General features: G+C 70.9%; 13 protein-coding genes. 8 read left to right on the top strand and 5 right to left on the bottom strand.

The genetic code is table 11. The features are described 5' to 3' along the window. Window positions 1-5: 5 nt before the first annotated feature. The 3 genes from ACFQU4_RS21010 to ACFQU4_RS21000 all read right to left on the bottom strand — a co-directional run bounded on the left by ACFQU4_RS21010 (window position 6) and on the right by ACFQU4_RS21000 (window position 3134). Entirely contained in the window at window positions 6-1640 is a 1635-nt protein-coding gene (locus ACFQU4_RS21010) for a hypothetical protein (RefSeq protein ID WP_377495550.1), read from the bottom strand. Between the two features lie 108 nt (window positions 1641-1748). Further along, a complete protein-coding gene (locus ACFQU4_RS21005) occupies window positions 1749-2363 on the bottom strand; it encodes a 2'-5' RNA ligase family protein (protein WP_377495548.1) in 615 nt (204 codons plus the stop codon). A 9-nt stretch (window positions 2364-2372) separates the two neighbouring features. After that, window positions 2373-3134: a phytanoyl-CoA dioxygenase family protein gene (locus ACFQU4_RS21000; RefSeq protein WP_377495546.1), complete on the bottom strand. Its 762-nt coding sequence runs from the start codon at window positions 3132-3134 to the stop codon at window positions 2373-2375. A gap of 128 nt (window positions 3135-3262) precedes the next feature. Between ACFQU4_RS21000 and ACFQU4_RS20995 the strand changes: the two genes are divergently transcribed. The 7 genes from ACFQU4_RS20995 to ACFQU4_RS20965 all read left to right on the top strand — a co-directional run bounded on the left by ACFQU4_RS20995 (window position 3263) and on the right by ACFQU4_RS20965 (window position 14192). Then, complete coding sequence (locus tag ACFQU4_RS20995; protein ID WP_377495544.1) at window positions 3263-4126, top strand: AraC family transcriptional regulator; 864 nt, start codon at window positions 3263-3265, stop codon at window positions 4124-4126. 40 nt (window positions 4127-4166) lie between these two features. Next, window positions 4167-5330, top strand: a complete 1164-nt coding sequence (locus ACFQU4_RS20990; protein ID WP_377495542.1) for a hypothetical protein — start codon at window positions 4167-4169, stop codon at window positions 5328-5330. An 87-nt stretch (window positions 5331-5417) separates the two neighbouring features. Beyond that, window positions 5418-6350: a dihydrodipicolinate synthase family protein gene (locus ACFQU4_RS20985; RefSeq protein ID WP_377495540.1), complete on the top strand. Its 933-nt coding sequence runs from the start codon at window positions 5418-5420 to the stop codon at window positions 6348-6350. Next, window positions 6350-7813, top strand: coding sequence for a sulfatase-like hydrolase/transferase (locus ACFQU4_RS20980; RefSeq protein WP_377495538.1), 1464 nt, complete (start codon window positions 6350-6352; stop codon window positions 7811-7813). The genes ACFQU4_RS20985 and ACFQU4_RS20980 overlap by 1 nt, the downstream gene beginning before the upstream one ends. A gap of 93 nt (window positions 7814-7906) precedes the next feature. Further along, window positions 7907-9910, top strand: a complete 2004-nt coding sequence (locus ACFQU4_RS20975; protein ID WP_377495535.1) for a LamG-like jellyroll fold domain-containing protein — start codon at window positions 7907-7909, stop codon at window positions 9908-9910. A gap of 47 nt (window positions 9911-9957) precedes the next feature. Next, on the top strand, window positions 9958-11889 hold the full coding sequence (locus ACFQU4_RS20970; RefSeq protein ID WP_377495533.1) for a LamG-like jellyroll fold domain-containing protein: 1932 nt from the start codon (window positions 9958-9960) through the stop codon (window positions 11887-11889). Between the two features lie 134 nt (window positions 11890-12023). Continuing rightward, entirely contained in the window at window positions 12024-14192 is a 2169-nt protein-coding gene (locus ACFQU4_RS20965) for a DUF6351 family protein (protein WP_377495531.1), read from the top strand. A gap of 2 nt (window positions 14193-14194) precedes the next feature. On the opposite strand, the gene ACFQU4_RS20960 is transcribed toward ACFQU4_RS20965, so the two are convergent. Both ACFQU4_RS20960 and ACFQU4_RS20955 read right to left on the bottom strand, forming a co-directional pair. Then, window positions 14195-14902: a FadR/GntR family transcriptional regulator gene (locus ACFQU4_RS20960; protein WP_377495529.1), complete on the bottom strand. Its 708-nt coding sequence runs from the start codon at window positions 14900-14902 to the stop codon at window positions 14195-14197. A gap of 89 nt (window positions 14903-14991) precedes the next feature. Further along, window positions 14992-16935, bottom strand: a complete 1944-nt coding sequence (locus ACFQU4_RS20955) for a hypothetical protein (RefSeq protein WP_377495527.1) — start codon at window positions 16933-16935, stop codon at window positions 14992-14994. Window positions 16936-17068: 133 nt separating this feature from the next. Here ACFQU4_RS20955 and ACFQU4_RS20950 point away from each other — a divergent pair, with 133 nt between their 5' ends. Then, window positions 17069-17953: an amidohydrolase family protein gene (locus ACFQU4_RS20950; protein ID WP_377495525.1), complete on the top strand. Its 885-nt coding sequence runs from the start codon at window positions 17069-17071 to the stop codon at window positions 17951-17953. Window positions 17954-18014: the final 61 nt, after the last annotated feature.

The raw sequence follows: 18014 nt of genomic DNA, 5'->3' as shown, positions 1-18014 counted from the left end.
AAGTGTCAGCGATCCGAACCCTGCAAGGATTCCTCGAACTCGCGGCGGATCTCGTCGCCGCCGGTCCGGCGCCAGGTCTGCACCGTCTCGTCGAAGGTGTCCAGCGGCTTCTTGCCGGCCACGATGGCGTTCACCGCGTCGGTCACCAGGGAGGTGAGTTCCTGGGACTTGTTCTGCTCGGTCTCGGAGAGCAGGCCGACGGTCGGGTCGTCGATGATCAAGTCCTGGACGCTCTTGCCGTAGTCGTAGCGCGCCTTGGTCACCTCGGGCTGACCCGGTTGATAGGTGACCACCGGCGGCGTGCCCACGTACCGCATCATCAGGGCCGTCTCGGCGATTCCCTGCTCGGTCGGAATGGGCTCCGACCCGTCGAAGGTGAAATCGACTCCCTCGACGCCGAAGGTCTTGAGCAGATATTCCTTCGAGCCGAACGGGGCATAGAGATAATCCAGGACGCGCAACAGTTCGCGCACCCGGTCGGGTTCCGCCTTCGGCATCAGCAGCAGCCGGAACCAGGGTTTGCTGATGGCCGACGTGCCCGGACCACCGGTGAATCCCGGCGGCACGATGCAGGTCAGATTCTCGGCCAGCTTGGCCTGTTTGAACACGTCGTCGGTCCAGGCGCCGATGGCGTCCCAATGCAGCGCAATGGATTGTGCGACCAGCCAATGCTTCTGGCCCACCGTGTCCGACGCCATCGCATCGGGATGGAACAGACCGTCCGCCCACATCGAGGCGGTTTCCGACACGGCCTGGCGATATTCCGGCGTCTCGAGTTGCGCGGTGAACTTTCCGCCTTCCTCGATCCAGGCATTGGGCCGGCCCAGCATCGACAGAATGAACTGCACCACGCCGGGAACGCTGCCCAGGGCCCAGCGATTCTCCGCCGGCCGGGACAGTGCGACCGCGAGTTCCCGGAATTCCTGGAACGACGCGCAGTCCGCCGAGGCGCCGGCCGCGGCCAGCAGATCCTTCCGCGCGAACATCACCGACGGCATCGGCTCCTTCGACTGCGGAATCGCGAAGATCCTGTTCTCGAACGTCGCGCCGCGCCAGGCGTCGGTGGCCACGTAGGCGAGATTCGGATACTCCTCGATGGCCGAGCCGGAGACGTATTCGGTCAGGTCGGTGAATTTGGCATTCAGCAACTGCGGCAGTCTCGGGTACGTGCTCGGCGCCGCGATCAGGTCGGGAAGATCATCGCCCGCCACCAGGACCGAGAACTTCGCCGTGTAGTCGCCGGCGGGAATCAGGGTGGCCCGGAAATCGGTGTTGAGCGCCTTGTTGATCGCCTGCCAATACACGTTGCGTTCGACCGGCGGCGGCGTGCCACCGGAGATCGGGTAGGCGGCACTGATGGTGCCACCGGACGCCGGTCCGGATTCGGCCATCGACGGCGGATTCTTCGGATACGAGAGATAGCCGGCGGAAAGTCGGCCCGGGATCCCCGGGAAATCCGGCGTCGGCAGACCCTGCGGTTCTTTCCAGACCGGCAACGCGACGGCCGGGCCGGAATTCCCGTCGCCCGGACTGCCGGAACCGGTCTGGCCGCAGCCCGCCAATCCCATTCCGAGCGCGGCCGTTCCTGCAACACCGAGCAGGCTCCGACGGGAAACACCTTTGGCCTGATGGGTGATCATGATCTCCTCCTTGAGGAGCAGCGTGAGAAATCGATTCCCTCCAGAAGATGATCATGAAGGAAACTACCCGTCAAGCCGTGGTTAACGGCGTCTTGCATCCTGGGCTGATCAGGTGAGGGGAACGGAGCTCTGCACCTTCCACTCGTACATTCCGTTGTCGCGGTGCTGTTCCAGCAAGGTCACGGCGTCGATGATCGCCTCGGCCGGTTCGGGCCGAACGCTCTCCACGGCGGCGACCACCTCGGCAGCCGGCTGGTCGGCGTTCACGTAGGCGAAGCTGACGTGCGGCGAGAAGTCGTCCCGCCCCGGCGTCGCACCGGTGACCGCGCCGGTCAGCTCCCGCAGCCTCGCCCGCAGCTCTTCGACCGGCTCCGCCGGCGTCGGGGCCAGCACCACCGCCTCGCCCCACACCAGCACCCGGTCGAACCGGACCCGGATCGGCCCGAGCCCGGCGAGGGCGGTGCGGGCGCGGTCGGCCAGCTCCGCGAGTTGATCATCAGGGACCTCGTCCGCGAAGCCGATCGCCTGCAGGGTCAGGTGCAGCCAGGGGCGCGGGATCGGATCCAGGCCGGCGAACGGGGCCAGCACCGCCTGGTACTCGTCGACCAGGCGGTGCAGCTCGGTGTGCCCGTCCCAGGTGAGGTGCCAGTAGTAGCCGCGGGTGCCGACCCGCCAGCCCGGCCGCCAGTACCAGTGGTTCCGGAGTTGCTCGGCATGAGTCACCCGGTCACGCTAACCGACCGGCGGGAAATGATCATCGGGGAGCCTCTGCCCGACCGTGAGGTTCAACGGATCGGTGCACACGTGTGGCTTGCCGTCGTACGTCAGTTCACGATCGGCGTAGATGTTGACGTGGGCGTACCGGAACTCGTCGGTGTCGTTGGAGTTCGCGGTGTGCGGCGTGTAGCCGTTGTGGAACGTGACATCGCCGGCCTGCAACGGGATGGTGACCCGCCGGTGCCAGGTCAGATCGGGCGCGGCCTCGAACAGGTCGTGCGCGTCGGTCAGGTCGATCGGGCGGATGTCGCGCCGCTCGTGCTGCTCCGGGATGAACGTCATGCAGCCCCGTTCGACCGGTACGTCGACCAGCGCGACCCAGGCCGAGAGGCTGTGCCGGCAGTTCGCGTGCGGCCAGTAGGGCGCGTCCTGATGGAACTCGGTCGGTGCCTGGTTGTGCGGCTTCTTGATCAACAAATGGTCGTGCCAGATCCGGACCGGCAGGCCGGCCAGTTCGGTCGCCAGCCGGGCCAGCTTCGGATGCAGGGTGAGGTCGCGCAGGGTCTCGTCGGTGGTCCAGACGTTGACCACCTGCTTGAAGATCTGGTCGTCCCGGTTCAGGGCGGTGCCGGTCTCGTACTGCTGCTGGGCCGCATCCCGGAAGCGCTCCACCTCCTCCGGGGTGAGCACCCCCTTGATCCGGACGAAACCATCACGGCGGTAGTCGGCGATGGTCTCGGTATCCAGCAGGTCGGTGTCCGGCGCAGTCGTGGTCATCGCGGCCAGCTCCTTTGCTTGCAGGGAAGTCGGTGGATCTCCATCCTGGTCTTGTCAGCCGGGTCGAGGACAGGACAGACTCGGCTCGTCCTAGCACGATCCTGCACTCGGCGGAGGGACGGCGTGCCATGACCCTGCTCCGGCGGGAACCGAACGTGTTCACCGCGGCCGACTACCCGATCCTGGCCGACCGGGTCTCGATCCCGGACCCGGTCGATCCGCACATCCACGACTTCATCGAGCTCGCCCTGGTCGTCGCCGGCCGGGCCGTGCACCGGACGGCCGACGGGGACCGGATGATCATGCCCGGTCAGGTCGTCGCGGTCCGGCCGGGCAGCTGGCATGCGTACCTGCGGCCGGAGCGGTGCACCGTGATCAACGTCTACGTCGGGCCGCGGCTGCTGCTGACCGACCTGGCCTGGAGCCTGGCCCATCCGTCACTGGTCCGGCTGCTGCTGCACGGCGGCGCCTCGACGGACGCGCTGGCGCCGGGCCGGCTGACCGAGGTGACCGGCTGGCTGGACCAGCTGGCCCGGCCGGGGCGTGATCGCCCGGAACCCGGTCCGGAGGAGGCGATCGTGCGGCGCAGCCTGCTCGGCTGTGTGCTCGGCCGGCTGGCCGGCCTGAGCATCGCGTCGGCCGGCACCGCCATGATCACCCGGCCGGTCCAGCTCGCGCTGACCGCGATGTCCGGCGACCTGGCCCGCCCCTGGACCGTCGCCGAGCTGGCCCGGGCCGCGGCCGTCTCGCCGTCCAGGCTGCACCGGCTGTTCCGGACCGAGGTCGGCAGCACGCCGCTCGGCTGGCTGACCCGCAGCCGCGCCGAACGCTTCGCCGTCCTGCTGCTCGGCAGCGACGACACGGTCGCGGTGATCGGTCGCGCCGTCGGCTGGCCCGACCCGAACTACGCCAGCCGTCGGTTCCGCCAGGTCTACGGAATCTCGCCCTCGGACTACCGCCGCCGCCTCGCCTTCGACCGGATCGGCTCCTAGTAGGGGGCATGATCACGAAGCCTCGTTACAGTGATCAGCCGTGACCCAGTCCAGCACGGTGCGCCAGTTCTTCGCCGACCGGATGTACGGCGACCCGCCGGCGCTGGCGTCCAAGATCACGCTGGCCTGGCGGTTGCTGGAGGAGGGCCCGAGCCCCGACGGCGGCCGCCGTCGCCAGCTTCGGCTCGACCTGTCGGCGCCGACCGGGCCGCCGACCCGGATCACCCTGCTGGTGCACCTGCCCGGCGGCGCCTCCGCCGATCTTCCGGCACCGGCCTTCCTCGGGATGAACTTCAGCGGTAACCACGCGAGCACCACCGACCCGGCGGTCCTCGATCTCTCGGAGGCCGGCAGCGATTCCTCCGTCGGTGACGGGATCGGCACCTCGCTCGCTCGCGACGGCGTCGCCGAGCGGGCCGAGCGCGGCGCCCAGGCCCACCGGTTCGACTTCGCGGCGATCACCGCACGCGGGTACGCGTCGGTGACCTGGTGCTACCGGCAACTCGGACCCGACACCCCCGATGTGTTCGCCACCGGACCGCACCGGACCCTCGGCGGCTCCCCGTACCAAGATCGCCGCCCGGCCGAGTGGGGCGCGATCGGGATCTGGGCCTGGACCATGTCGCGGGTCCTGGACGCCCTCGAGGCCGGGATGGTGCCCGAGCTCGACCCGGCCCGGGTGATCGCCCACGGCCACTCCAGACTGGGCAAGACGGCGCTGTTCTCCGGTGCCTGCGACCCGCGCTGGGCCGCGGTGATCAGCAATGACTCCGGCTGTACCGGGGCGGCTTCGTCGCGGGCCGTGGGCGAGACGCCGCAGTTGCTGGCCGAGGTCCGTCCGTACTGGTACACCCCGCTGTTCCAGCAGACCGCCGCCGCGTGGCAACGGATCCACGACGGAGCACCCCGCGACATTCCCGACCAGGCCGACCTGCTGGCCCTCGTCGCGCCACGACCGCTGTACGTGGCCAGCGCCAGCGACGATCCCGGCGCCGACCCGGAAGGGGAATTCCTTTCCTGGCAAGGGGCCTCGGCCGCCTGGCCGGGTGGTGCCGAGGCGACCGCGGGCGAGTTCCCGGTGCCCGGAACGATCCTGCAGCCCGACGCCGTACCGCTCGGGTATCACCTGCGCGACGGCCGGCACGACGTGCTGCCGTTCGACTGGGCAGCCTGGCTCGACTTCGCCGACCGCTGGGTGCGCTGACACAGGCCCTTGACGGTCGGGAACGCCGTCGCCTACGGTCGTAAATCTGTAGGACATCTTGCAGAAGTGAGCCCGAGGGAGAACTCCGTGATCGACCTGCGCTATCCCACCGAGGGCGACGGCATGGCCCTGCTGACCGCGGTCTTCACACCGTTCGACGCGGACGGCGGGCTCGACCTCGACACCGTCGCGAAGCAGGCCGACGACCTGCTGGCCTGGGGTTCTCCGGCGGCCTACATCGGCGGTACGGCAGGTGAAGGGGCCGCTCTCACGACGGACGAGCGGATGGCGCTGGCCGAACGGTGGCTCGAGGTCGCGGACGGCCGGCTCGACGTGATCATCCACGTCGGGCACGCGAGCCTCAGCGAGTCCCGCCGGCTGGCCGGTCACGCCGAGCGGATCGGGGCCAGGGCGATCTCCGCGGTCGCCCCGTACTTCCACCGGCCCGGCTCGGTCGGCGCCCTGGTGGACGCCTGCGCGGCCATCGCCGAGGCCGCACCGTCGCTGCCGTTCACGTACTACCACATCCCCTCGGTGACCGGCGTGAACCTGAAGGCCAGCGAGGTGTTGATCATGGCCCGGGAACGGATCCCGACCTTCGCCGGCGTGAAGTTCGCCGACAACGACATGGTGGATCTGCAGCGCTGCCTGCAGTTGGCCGGCGAGGGCGGCCAGGAGGTGTTCATCGGGGTGGCGAAGTTGATCTTGGCGGCCTGGCAGTGGGGCGCCCGGCTGGCGATCGGGTCGGTGTACAACTTCGCCGGGCCGCTGTTCGGCCGGCTGATCGATCATGCGCGACGCGGTGAGTTCGGCGAGGCGCGGAGGCTGCAGCTGCTGGCCCAGCAGGTGATCGACACGGCCGCGGCGCCGGCCGGTGAGCTGGCCGGCTTCAAGGCCCTCGGCTCGGTCTTCGGTGTCGACTGCGGGCCGGTCCGCGCACCGCTCGCTTCGGTGACGCCGGAGCAACGGGCGGCGCTGCGGGCCGAGGTGACCCGGCTCGGGTTCGGGGTCGACGGCTGATGACCCCCGACGTGCTGATCATCCAGGCCGACCAGTTCCGGGCGGACTGTCTCGGCGAGGCCGGCCATCCCGACGTCCGGACGCCGGCGCTGGACCGGCTGGCCGCCGACGGGGTCCACTACCGCAACGCGTACAGCACGTTTCCGGTCTGTACGCCGTCGCGCTACTCGCTGCTGTCCGGCCTGCAGGTACGCCAGCACGGCGGCTGGACCAACCGCTGCACGCTGGCGCCGGGGATCGACACCTTCCCGCGGGCGCTGCGCCGGGCCGGCTACCGGACGGCCGCGGTCGGCAAGATGCACTTCACGCCGACCCGCCTCGACGTCGGGTACGACAGCCTGGAGCTGGCCGAGCAGGACGGCCCGGGTCGCTACGAGGACGACTACCACCGGGAGCTGGCCGCGGCCGGGCTGACGCCGGTGACCGATCTGGTCGACCAGGAGCGCGAGTTCCGGGACCGGGCGCCGGCCTCCTACTGGGAGACGTACGGCAGCGGGACGTCCGACCTGCCCGAGGCGTGGCACTCGACCAGCTGGATCGGCGAGCGGGCCCGGCGGGCCGTGGCGGGCTGGGATCCGGGCCGGAGCGAGCTGCTGCACGTGTCGTTCGTGAAGCCGCACCACCCGTTCGACCCGCCGGCCGGCTGGGCCGAGACGTATGACCCTGATGCGCTGACTGTGCTGCCCGGCTGGGCCGACGCGATCCCGCCGGGCGACGAGCGCTACCGGCGGCGCTACTTCGACTACGGCCCGCTGACCGAGCCGGTCCTGCGCCGGGTGATGGCGCACTACTACGCCACGATCAGCCAGCTTGATCATCAGGTCGGGCTGCTGCTGGACGAGCTGCACCGCAGTGGCCGCTACGACGACACCTTGATCATCTTCACCGCCGATCACGGCGAGTATCTCGGCTTCCACCACCTGCTGCTCAAGGACGGGCCGATGTACGACCCAGTGATCAAGGTCCCGTTGTTGATCAAGTACCCCGGGTCGGGGCGGTCCGGCGAGGTCAGCGATCGGCTGGTGTCCATGATCGATCTCGATCCGACCGTTCTGGCGGCCTGCGGCACGGAGCCGGCGCAACCGTTGCTGGGAAGGGATCTCGGCATTCCCGGCGCCGGGCACGACTACGTCCTCGCGGAGGATCGCCGGCAGGAGTCGGCGATCATGATCAGATCGGACCGGTACAAGCTGCTCTGGTCCGATGCCGCCGGTGAGTCCCTGTTCGATCTCGCCACCGACCCGTACGAGTTCGCCGACCTGGCCGACGACCCGGCGCACGCCGGCGCCCTCGCCGAGCTGCGGGAGGCCAGGGCGCGGTGGGCCCTGCACGAGGCGACCCCGCCGACCTACCTGGACCCCGACGCCCCCACCCGGACCGCGGCCACCGACGCCGAGAGCCGCCACCTCCGCGAACAGTTCGCGGCCGCCGTCGAAGGCCGGCCACGCAAGAACGCTCCCTGAGCTTGTCGAAGGGCAGGGGTGATGACCCGGCTCGCCCTTCGACAGGCTCAGGGCACGGAAGACGACTTCCCAAGAAAACAAGGAGAAGCAACGATGCTGATCAAACGGACCGGCCGACTGGCGGCGGTGCTGATCGCCGCGCTCGCCGCAGCCGCGACCCTGCTCCCGACCCAGCCGCCGACGGCCGATGCCGCCGGGTCCACCGAGGATCCGTTCCGGGACCAGACGACCGTGGTGTTCGACGACCCGAACGTGCCGACCGGCTGCCACCGGATCCCCGCCATCGTGAAGGGCGCGGACGGTTCGTTGCTGGCGTTCGCCGAGCACCGGATGGACAGCTGCCAGGACAAGTCCGACATCGAGACGGTGGTCCGGCGACTGCCGGCCGGTGCCACCGAGTGGCTGCCGGAACAGACCGTCGTCCGTGGCGAGGACGACGACCCGCAGGCGCCGGCGACCCGGGGCAACGCGGCGCCCGTGGTCTACCGGAAGCTGCCGGGCGCGCCCCGCACCGATGTCCCGGACGGCCGGGTCGTGCTGCTCGGGACTCACAATCCGCTCGACCCGGAGATCCCGAACGCGCCGCGGACCCCGTACCTCGTCTTCAGTGACGACCACGGCGAGACCTGGGGCCGGCCGCGTTTCCTGCCCGAGCTGGACGATCCGACCTGGGGTCACTATGCGACCGGACCGGTGCACGCCATCCAGCTGACCCGGGGCGAACACGCCGGGCGGCTGGTGGTCGGCGTGAACTACGTGCCGGCCGGTGTCCGCGGCGCGATGCTGGTCTACAGCGACGACGGCGGGGTGACCTGGCATCAGGGCGCGCGGGCCGAGTATCCGCTGACGGACCAGCTGATCCCGCAGGAGATGAGCCTGGTCGAGAAGGCCAACGGCGACCTGTACGTCTGGGCCCGGCAGAACTGGAGCGGCGGCACCGACGAGGAGGAGGCCGATCCCAACGTCCGGCCGCACCGGGCGTTCGCGATCAGCAAGGACGCCGGGGAGAGCTACGCCGGCGACTTCACCCTGCTCCGCGGCTTCGAGGCGCCGCCGGTCCAGTCGGCGGTGCTGCGGCTGCGGGCCACCGACGAGGGCGACCCGTACAACCGGATCGTCACCTCCTCGGCCTCGGTCAACACCGACCCGCGCAGCCGGATGACGCTCCGCTCGTCGTTCGACGAGGGCCTCAGTTGGCAGACCGTGGACACCCCGGCCCGCTCGACCGACGAGGGCGTCCAGGTCTGGGGCACCAACGACCGCAGCGTCACCGTCGCCGACTGCCACTGCTTCGGCGGCTACTCCGATCTGGTCGAGCTCGACGACGGCCGGATCGGGCTGCTCTACGAACGGACGAAGTCCGGCTGCTGGTCCATCCGGACCTGCGCCGGCACCACCGACTACCGGGCCGAGATCGCCTTCGTCGTCCTCGACGACGCGGACCTGCACACTCCCTCCACGACCGCGGATCTGGCGGGCCGCCGCGCCCTCGTCTTCGACGGAGTCAGTACGGCCGACGGCGTGACCGGGCGGGCCCTGGCCTTCGACGGCCGGCAGGGGCGGGTCCAGCTGCCGTACCGGAACACCCCGGTGCTGGCGTCCGGTGACTTCACCGTCTCGACCTGGATCCGGTACGGCGACGGCACCAGGAACCAGACGCTCTTCTGGGCGTACGGGACCGACGGCAAGCCCCAGGTGTCGCTGACCGCGGAACCGGGCAGCGACCGGCTGGTCGGCACCGCGGCCAGCACCGCCGGCACGACCACGGTCACCGCCGCCGACGGCTACGCCGACGACCGCTGGCACCACGTCGCACTCCGCCGGCAGGGCGGCACCCTCGAGCTGTACGTCGACGGTGCCCGGGTCGGTACGGCAGCCGGGGCGGCGGGCACGGTCAGCGGCGACGACCCGACCCCGATCTACCTCGGCCAGCAGCTCGACGGCAGCGACCGCTTCCACGGCAGCCTGGACGAGTTCCGGATCTACGACCGGGCGCTGAGCCCGGCCGAGCTCGCCGGCCTGCACCGCACCCCGACCGTGGAGCTGCGCGGCCTGACCGTCCGGCTGGCGCTGGATTCGATCATCCCGTCCCGCTGACTCGGTCTCGTCCCGTCCCGGACCACGGAGACCGAAGGAGCGAAACCATGATCATGCCCCAGCGACCGAGAGCCAGGGAGCCCCTGCTCGACCCGTTCGCGGAGCGGACCACCGTGCTGTTCGCCAGCCCGAACGTGCCGTCCGGCTGCTACCGGATCCCGGCCCTCGTCCGGGCCGCCGACGGCAGCCTGCTGGCGTTCGCCGAGCACCGGTTCCACACCTGTGCCGACAAGTCGAACCTCGAGACCGTGGTCCGGCGGCTGCCGCCCGGGGCGACGGAGTGGGGGCCGATCCAGACCGTCGTCCGCGGCGAGCCGGGCGACCCGACGGCCCCGGCGACCCGCGGCAACCCGGGCCCGGTGGTCTACCGGAAGCTGCCCGGCGCGCCCGCGGTCGACGCCGCCCCGGACGGTCGGATCGTCATGCTCGGCATGCACAACCCGGTCGATCCGGCCATCCCGGGCGGCAACCAGCGGACCGCGCCGCGGACCCCGTACGTGCTGCACAGCGACGACAACGGGGCGACCTGGACGCCGCCGCGGCTGCAGCCGCAGCTGGACGACCCGGCCTGGGGTCATTACGCGACCGGTCCGGTGCACGCCGTCCAGCTCACCCGTGGTGATCACCGGGGCCGGCTGATCGCGGGCATCAACTACAACGACGACACCGGTTCCGGGGCGATGTTGATCTTCAGTGATGACGCCGGGGTCACCTGGCAGCGCGGCGCCCACGCCCACTACACCAAGGAGAAGCAGCTGATTCCGCAGGAGCTCAGCCTGGTCGAGCTGGTCAACGGCGACGTCATGGTGTGGGCCCGGCAGGAGTGGCACGGCGGGACGCCCGAGGAGGAGGCCGACCCGAACGTCCGGCCGCACCGCGCGATCGCGATCAGCAAGGACGGCGGCGCGACCTACCACCGGGACTTCACACTGGTCCGCGGCTTCGAGGCGCCGTACATCCAGTCCTCGGCGCTGCGCTACGGCGCCACCGACACCGGCGGCGCGTTCAACCGGATCCTCACCCTGGCGCCGTCGGTGAACACGGGGCCGCGGATCCGGCCGACCCTCCGGGCGACCTTCGACGAGGGCCTGAGCTGGCAGGGCGTGGACACCCCGGGCGACTCGACCGACGAGGGCCTCCAGGTGTACGGCAGCAACGACCGCAGCCTGTCCGTCGAGGAGTGTGCCTGCTACGGCGGCTATTCGGACCTGGTCGAGCTCCCCGACGGCGGGCTCGGGATGCTCTACGAGCGCGGCCCGACCGACTACCGCTCGGAGATCGCGTTCGTCCGGCTCGACGAGCGGGACCTGCCGACGCCTGCGTCGACCCCGGAGCTGCCGGGCCGGTCGGCGCTGGTCTTCGACGGGGTCGGCCTGACCCAGGGCCGGTTCGGGCGGGCGTTCGCCTTCGACGGCGAGCGCGGCCGGGTCCAGCTGCCGTACCGGACCACACCGGTGCTCGGCCCCGACGACTTCACCGTCTCGACCTGGTTCCGGTACGACGACGCGAGCCGGAACCAGGCCCTGTTCTGGGCGTACGGACTGAACGGCGCACCGGAGGTCTGGCTGCGCGCGGAACCCGGCGCGAACCGGCTCCGCGGCACCGTGACCACTCCCTTGGGCTCGGCCACGGTCAGCTCCCCGAGCGCGTACGCGGACGGCCGGTGGCACCAGGTCGTGCTGCAGCGGCGCGGCGGCACCGTCACGCTGTCCGTCGACGGGGACCGGGTCGCGGAGGCGGCCGGCGCCGAGGGCCCGGTCAGCGGCGACGATCCGACCCCGATCTACCTCGGCCAGCGGCTGGACGGCGCCGACCGCTTCCACGGCAGCCTGGACGAGTTCCGGATCTACGACCGGGCCCTGACCGCAGCCGAGCTGAGCGCGCTCCGGGCCGGTGACGCCGACCTGCCCCGCGGCCTCACGGCCCGGCTGCCGATGGACAGCATCGTGCCCGCGGCACGGCGCGGCGGGGACCGCTGACGTCCGGCCCGGGTGTCTCTGGACGGACTGTCAAGACTGTCGCCGGCGGCCGGTCCCGTCGATCATGGAGGTCACCCGGCCACCACACCGAGTGCGCCGCCCACTCCGCCCACCGTTGAGTCAGGAGTCCCGCGATGTCGTCCCGCCACCGCACCCCGTCCCGGTCCACGCTCGCCCTGCTCGTCACCGTCCTGGCCGTCGTCGCGGCCCTGCTCGCCGTACCGCAGGCTCCGGACGCCGCCGCGGCCGACGGCCTGCGGCTGACGGCGGTCTCGGCCCGGCCCGGCCTGGTCACCGCCGGTGACGTGTTGATCACCGCGACCGTGCCGAAGGAGCAGCCGCTGGCCGGGGTCCGGCTCAGCCTCGACGGTGCCGACGTCACCGGCGCGTTCCGGCCGGATCCGGAGGCGCACACGCTGACCGGCCTGCTTGATCAACTTCGGGTCGGGACCAACCGGCTGGTCGCGGAAGCCGGATCGCTGCGGGCGCAGTTGATCTTGACCAACCACCCCGCCGCCGGCCCGGTGATCAGCGGCCCGCACGAGTCGCCGTACCTCTGCACGACGGACCGGTTCAAGCTTGTCGACGGCAGCACCCTCGGTGCCCCGCTGGACGACGACTGTTCGATCAGGACCCGGGTCGACTACGCCTACCGGTCCACGGCGGGCAAGACGCTGCCGCTGCCGGACCCGTCGGTCCGGCCCGATGATCTTGCCTGGACGACGACCAGCACCGGTGCGGAGGTGCCGTTCCTGATCAGGATCGAGACCGGCACGCTGAACCGGGCGATCTACCAGATCTCGATGCTGCACGACCCGGCCACCGACGCACCGTCGGCCTTCCACCGCGGCCCGGGCTGGAACGACCGGCTGATCTACACCTTCGGCGGCGGCTGCCGACGGGGCTGGTACACCCAGGGCACCAACACCGGCGGCGTGCTGGACCCGACCATGCTCGGCCGCGGCTACGCGGTGGCCTCCGCCTCGCTGAACGTCTTCGGCAACAACTGCAACGACCTGCTCGCGGCCGAGACGATGATGATGATCAAGGAACGCTTCGTCGAGCAGTACGGCGACCCGCTGTTCACGATCGGCTGGGGATCCTCTGGCGGCTCGTACCAGAGCCATCAGATCGCCGACAACTATCCGGGCCTGCTGGACGGCATCGTCGTCGGCCAGTCCTTCCCCGACGTCACGTCCGCGACGAACTTCACCCTGTTCGACTCCCGGCTGCTGCACCGCTACTTCACCGAGGTCGCGCCGGACACCTTCAGCCAGGACCAGCAGCGCCGGGTCGCCGGCTTCCTGAGCTGGGGCAGCATCAAGAACCTCAGCGACGGCGCGAAGCGGCTGGACCCGGTCGCCGAGTTCCCGGACGGACTGCCCACCGACCTGCGCTACCACCCGGAGACCAACCCGGACGGCGCCCGCGCCGACGTCTACGACCACACCGTCAACGTGTACGGACGCGACCCGGACACCGGCTTCGCCCGCCGGCCGCTGGACAACGTCGGCGTCCAGTACGGGCTCGCGGCGCTGAACGCCGGCACGATCACGGTCGACCAGTTCCTCGACCTCAACGAGGGCATCGGCGGGCTGGACCTGGACGCGAAGCCGACCCCGCGGCGCACCAAGGCCGACCCGAACGCCCGGGCCGCCGGCTACCGCACCGGCCGGATCCTGAACGGTGGCGCGGGCCTGGCCGGCACCCCGATCATCGACTACCGCGCGTACTCCGAGGACGCCGTGAACGGCGACATCCACATGACCACCCACGGGCGCGCCACCCGGGCCCGGCTGACGGCGGCCAACGGCGATGCGGCCAACCAGGTGTTCCTGCTCGAGGACAACCGCTACGGCGGGTTCAGCCTGAACAGCCCGACCCTGAAGTACGCCCTGACCAGCATGGACAGCTGGCTGACCGGACTCGTCCGGGACACCGCGGCCGGCTCCGCGCACACGAAGGCCGTCCGGACCAAGCCGGCCGGGCTGACCGACACCTGCTGGAGCCGCGACGCCGAGCCGCGCAAGATCGTCCAGCCGCTGACCCCGGACAACGCGGGGGAGTGCGGCGCACTGTATCCCGTGCACACCACGCCGCGGCTGGTCGCCGGTGCCCCGTTCGCCGACGACGTGGTGACCTGCCGGCTGAAGCCGGTCGATCCGGCCGACTATGCCGTCCCGTTCACGCCCGCCGAGCGCGGCCGGCTGGCGCAGCTCTTCCCGGACGGCGTCTGCGACTGGACCAAGCCCGGCGTCGGCCAGCAGCCGCTGGAAGACACCTGGCTCACCTTCGGCGGCTGAGGTCAGTCGCGGAGGCGGTCCTCGATGCCGGTGTAGTGCCGCTGGACCGCCTCCTGCGACTGCCGCAGGTCGCCCGCGACGACCGCGTCCAGGATCGCCACGTGGTTCTGGCACACCTCGGCCGGCTCGCGGCCGGGCATCGCCGGGGCAGCCCGGTGGTACGCCATCCAGAACAGGTCGAACAGCTGCAGCAGCATCGCGTTGCCCAGGTCGCGGAACAGCAGCCGGTGGAACTCCCGGTCCTGGTCGGCGAACGGCCGGCCCGCCTCGGCGAGCCGGCTCATCTCGGCCAGCACCTCCCGCATCGCGGCCTCGGTTTCCGGCTTCATCGCCGCCATCGCGTCGCCGATCATGGCCGACTCCAGTGCCTTCCGCAGCGCCACCAGTTCCCGCAGCGCCCGGCCACCGTGCATCAGCCCGTACGGCAGATGGTCCAGCAGCGGCGCGAACGAGAAGTCCCGGACGTAGACCCCGCTGCCGCGCCGCGTCTCCAGCACGCCGGTCGACTCCAGCGCCTTGACCGCCTCCCGGACCGAGTTCCGGCTGACCCCGAACTCCCGCGCCAGCTCCGCCTCGGGCTTGATCGGGTCACCCGGGCCGAGCCGGTTGGCGACGATGAAGTTCCGGATCTCCTCCTGCACCGTCTGGTGCAGCGGCGCCGGCGACGTCAGCCGGCGGAACGAGATCCCCGCACCCTCCGGGTCAGCCATCCCCACCTCCGGTCGATCGATTGCGCGACGGGCTCGCAGCGTAGCCCATCACCCTCGCCCGAATCTGTAGGATATCTCCCAGATCTCGATCACGCGGGCGGTGCGAAGTCGTACTCGACCGTCAGTTGTTGATCATGGAGTACGGAGAGCACCCGCAGCCTGCGGCTGGCGTCGGCGAAGTAGCCGCGTTTCGGTGCCCCGAGCCGGATCGGCCTCGGCTCGGTCCAGTCGATGATCAACTCGGTCGAGCCGCGGCGGATCCGCAGTCCGGAGGCCGTCGTGTCGACCGGGTCGGCGCCGAGCACGGCTCCCTCCGGCGTGGTCAGTTGATCATCGTCACGGAGCAGCAGCGGGACCTGCTCGGCACCGGGTTGGGTGACGTCGATGATCTTGGTCAGCCGGTCCGGCCCGAGCCGGGCCTGCACGGAGACCCGGCCGGAGCCGGTCCGCCAGGCGAGCACGAGCTCGTCGGCGCCGGCCACGGCGGCGGCACCGACGAGTTCGGTGTCGGCCGCGATCTCCCCTTCGTAGTAACGGATGGCGAGGTCGCCGTTGGCGTCGACGCCGAGCCCGGTCAGGTAGGTGCCCCAGCAGTCGTCGTTGGCGTTGTGCCCGGAATGGACGAAGGTGCCGCCGGCCGGATGCCAGAGCAGGGCCAGCCCGGACCGGACCAGCGTCGTCGCGCGCCGGCCGTAGAACCCCAGCGTGTAGTAGCCGGGCCGCCGGGCGAACAGGTACTGCTGTTGATCATCGTCGCCGTACCGCAGCTCGGTCCAGCGCGACGATCGGAGGTACGGCAGCCGTTCGATCGCGGCCTGCCGGTCGGCGCGGCTCGGATAGGTCTCGCCGAGGTCGACGTTGACGATGATCCGGGGGTTGGTGTCGCCGCGCTCCAGCGCCGGCACCGGTTCGGTGGCGGAACGCCAGGCGGCCCGCTGCTGCTGCCGCTCCTCGTCCGCCGGGAAGTACGGCCGCAGCCCCGGAACCTCGGCGCAGAGCCGCGAGCCGAGGTCGCGCTGCTGCCGGTCCGGCGTGACGGCGTCGAGGAAGTAGGTCGTGGTCCGGGCCGACGCCGCCGTGTTCGCGATGAAGCCGGCGCCGTCCGGCTCCGCGACCAGGTTGTAGCCGAGCCAGTCGGCGAACCGCTCGGCCGCGGTGACCAGGCCGGGAGCGGGGACGGCGGCACGGATCTCGACCAGCTCCGCCGGGGTCACGTTGAGGTTGTAGCCGATGTCCATCCCGCGCGGCTCGTGGAAGAAACCGGCCGGACTCTGCCCGTATCTAGTGATGAAGTCGATCCGATCCAGCCAGAGCCGGCGCAGATCCGGGTCCGGGTCGAGCTCCAGCGCCAACCCGGCCCCGGCCAGGCCCGCCATCGGCTGATTGACGAACTCGACGAACCGGTCCTGCCAGACGCCACCGTTGCCCGGGTCGAGGAACCAGACCATCGCCCGGCGCAGCGCGGCGGACACCTGCCGCAGCCGGGCACCGAGCACGCCGAGCGGCCGCAGCTCCCGGACGGTCTTGCTCAGATAGCCGAGCGCGAACGCGGTGGCGGCCCGGGAGCGCTCCTCGGCACTCAGCTCCGGCCAGGACCCGTCGTCGTGCTGCAGCGAAAGGTAGTAGCCGAGCGCGCAGTCCAGCCGGTGCAGCAGCGGCACGCTGCCGGTGTACGGATTCCACGGCCGCCGCCGGGCGTAGAACCAGCTCAGCGTGTGGACGTGCTCCTGGACCCGCGCGTTGTACGGCTCGTCGGGCGTCCGCCACCAGCCGCCCTGGAAGCGGCCCCGCAGCGCGGTGTCGGAGTCGTCGATCTCGTTGACCAGGGCGGCCAGCGTGACCAGGTACGGCGCCAGCCGCTGCTCCGCCGGGGCGAACAGCCGCCGGTCCGGCGCCCCGGGCGGCAGCGGCGGAATCACGGCGAGCCGACCCCGGCCGCGATCCTCGGCCGCCGCCTCGGTCCCCGGCAGCGCCGGCAGCGCGACCAGGGCCGCGCCGGCGACTCCGCCGGCCAGCAGTCGGCGCCTGGGCACCGCCCGCGACGGTCGAGCCTGCGAATCCCCCGTGACCACCATGACACTCCGTTCGACATTGTCGAAGTCTGTTCGCCTATATAGTTTCGCAGTGCTCGCAGGCGGCGGCAACCGGCGTCTTAGGATTCGCGTCATGATCATCGACGCGCACCAGCACATCTGGGATCTGGACCGGGTCCGCTACGACTGGCTGGGCCCCGAGGCGGGTCCGATCTTCCGGACGTTCACCCAGGCCGACGCGAACGCCGAGCTCGAGGAAGCCGGGGTGGCCGGCACCGTCCTGGTGCAGGCGGCGGACAGCGCCGAGGACACCGACTACATGCTCGAGGCGGCACGTGATCATGATCAGGTGGTCGGGGTGGTCGGCTACCTGCCGCTGGAGCACCCGGACCGGGTCGCCGCCGGGATCGAGCGGCTGGCCGGTGACCCGTTGATCGTCGGCATCCGCAACCTCATCCATGATCGCGAGGATCCGGACTTTCTGATCATGCCCGAGGTGATCGAGAGCCTCGGCCTGCTGGCCCGCGCCGGGCTGGCGTACGACGTCGTGGCGGTGCTGCCCCGGCACCTGGAGCACGTGTCCACGCTGGCCGAGCGGCATCCCGACCTGCGGTTGATCATCGACCATCTGAGCAAACCGCCGATCGATGATCATGGTCCGTTCGGCCCTGCGGCGGATGGCCGCTGGACGGAGTTGATCACCCGCGCCGCCGAGTACCCCAACGTCTTCGCGAAGCTCTCCGGCCTCTATCCGGTACGGGATCCGCAGGACTGGAGCACCACCTCGCTCCGCCCGTTCGTCGACCAGGCCCTCGCCGCCTTCGGCCCGGCCCGGCTGATGTACGGCGGCGACTGGCCGGTCTCGATCACCGCCGGCGGCTACCAGCGCACCTGGCAGGGCCTCCGCCCCCTGATCGACGCCCTGCCCCCGGCCGACCGGTCCCGCGTCCTCGCCGGCACCGCCATCGAGGTCTACCGGCTCGACTCCGACCGCCTGGACGCCCTCACCGGCTCCTAGGCGACGGGCGTCGAACACGTTCCCGCGGGAACGTCCGCGGAGATCGGGTTCCGTTCGCGCG

Origin of the sequence: Microlunatus sp. GCM10028923 (genome assembly GCF_042666975.1) — a bacterium.
Classification (GTDB): domain Bacteria; phylum Actinomycetota; class Actinomycetes; order Propionibacteriales; family Propionibacteriaceae; genus Microlunatus.
This window is presented reverse-complemented; position numbering and strand designations above follow the sequence as displayed.